We start from the raw sequence: 2,185 nt of genomic DNA, 5'->3' as shown, positions 1-2,185 counted from the left end.
GGTTTCAAAGCCTCCCAGCTATCCTACACAGACAACATCAGCATCCAGTGTAAAGCTATAGTAAAGGTTCACGGGGTCTTTCCGTCTAGCCGCGGGTACACAGCATCTTCACTGCGATTTCAATTTCACTGAGTCTCGGGTGGAGACAGCGTGGCCATCATTACGCCATTCGTGCAGGTCGGAACTTACCCGACAAGGAATTTCGCTACCTTAGGACCGTTATAGTTACGGCCGCCGTTTACCGGGGCTTCGATCAAGAGCTTCGGACGAATCCTAACCCCATCAATTAACCTTCCGGCACCGGGCAGGCGTCACACCCTATACGTCCGCTTGCGCGTTTGCAGAGTGCTGTGTTTTTAATAAACAGTTGCAGCCACCTGGTATCTTCGACCGGTAAGAGCTTACGGAGCAAGTCCTTCACTCGAACCGGTGCACCTTCTCCCGAAGTTACGGTGCCATTTTGCCTAGTTCCTTCACCCGAGTTCTCTCAAGCGCCTTGGTATTCTCTACCTGACCACCTGTGTCGGTTTGGGGTACGGTCGCATGTGATCTGAAGCTTAGAGGCTTTTCCTGGAAGCGTGGCATCGATGACTTCCTGACCGTGGTCAGTTCGTCTCGCATCTCGACCTCAGAGGAACCGGATTTGCCTGATTCCTCGGCCTACATGCTTTCACCAGGACAACCAACGCCTGGCTCACCTAGCCTTCTTCGTCCCCCCATCGCAACCACATCCGGTACGGGAATATTAACCCGTTTCCCATCGACTACGCGTTTCCGCCTCGCCTTAGGGGCCGACTCACTCTGCTCCGATTAACGTAGAACAGAAAACCTTGGTCTTCCGGCGGGGGAGTTTTTCACTCCCCTTATCGTTACTCATGTCAGCATTCGCACTCGTGATACCTCCAGCAGACTTCTCAATCCACCTTCATTGGCTTACACGACGCTCCTCTACCGCTCATCCATAAGGATGAACCCGTAGCTTCGGTACCTGATTTAGCCCCGTTATATCTTCCGCGCAGGCCGACTCGACTAGTGAGCTATTACGCTTTCTTTAAAGGATGGCTGCTTCTAAGCCAACCTCCTAGCTGTCTGAGCCTTCCCACATCGTTTCCCACTTAATCAGGATTTTGGGACCTTAGCTGACGGTCTGGGTTGTTTCCCTTTTCACAACGGACGTTAGCACCCGCTGTGTGTCTCCCACGCTGCACTCACTGGTATTCGGAGTTTGCCTCGGGTTGGTAAGTCGGGATGACCCCCTAGCCGAAACAGTGCTCTACCCCCAGCGGTGATACGTGAGGCGCTACCTAAATAGCTTTCGAGGAGAACCAGCTATCTCCGGGCTTGATTAGCCTTTCACTCCGATCCACAGCTCATCCCAGCATTTTTCAACATACTTGGGTTCGGGCCTCCAATTGATGTTACTCAATCTTCACCCTGGCCATGGATAGATCGCCCGGTTTCGGGTCTATACCCTGCGACTGGTCGCCCAGTTAAGACTCGCTTTCGCTACGCCTCCCCTATACGGTTAAGCTCGCCACAGAATATAAGTCGCTGACCCATTATACAAAAGGTACGCGGTCACACCACGAAGGTGCTCCCACTGCTTGTACGCATACGGTTTCAGGATCTATTTCACTCCCCTCGCCGGGGTTCTTTTCGCCTTTCCCTCACGGTACTGGTTCACTATCGGTCAGCCAGGAGTATTTAGCCTTGGAGGATGGTCCCCCCATGTTCAGTCAAGGTTTCTCGTGCCCCGACCTACTCGATTTCACGATACTCAGACTTCGACTACGGGACTATCACCCTGTATCGTCAAGCTTCCCAGCTTGTTCGTCTGTCAGTTGTATCGCTTAAGGGCTGGTCCCCGTTCGCTCGCCGCTACTTGGGGAATCTCGGTTGATTTCTTTTCCTCCGGGTACTTAGATGTTTCAGTTCCCCGGGTTTGCCTCTATAGGTTATGTATTGGCCTATAGATACTCACCTGATGGTGAGTGGGTTTCCCCATTCGGAAATCGTTGGGTCGCAGGGTATTTGCCACCTCGCCAACGCTTATCGCAGGCTATCACGTCCTTCATCGCCTCTGGCTGCCAAGGCATCCACCGTATGCGCTTAATCGCTTGACCATATAACCCCAAGGGGTCTGTCAAGGATTACGAATCTGTCGGACCTCTCCGACATATCGTTT

At 52.8% G+C, this 2,185-nt stretch carries 1 rRNA gene; it reads right to left on the bottom strand.

Going from position 1 to position 2,185, the window contains the following annotated elements:
* Positions 1 to 2,123: ribosomal RNA gene (locus ACZYGA_RS16910) — 23S ribosomal RNA — on the bottom strand; the annotation flags it as partial.
* Between the last annotated feature and the right edge of the window lie 62 nt (positions 2,124 to 2,185).

Source organism: Cobetia sp. BL01 (assembly GCF_056493605.1).
This window is presented reverse-complemented; position numbering and strand designations above follow the sequence as displayed.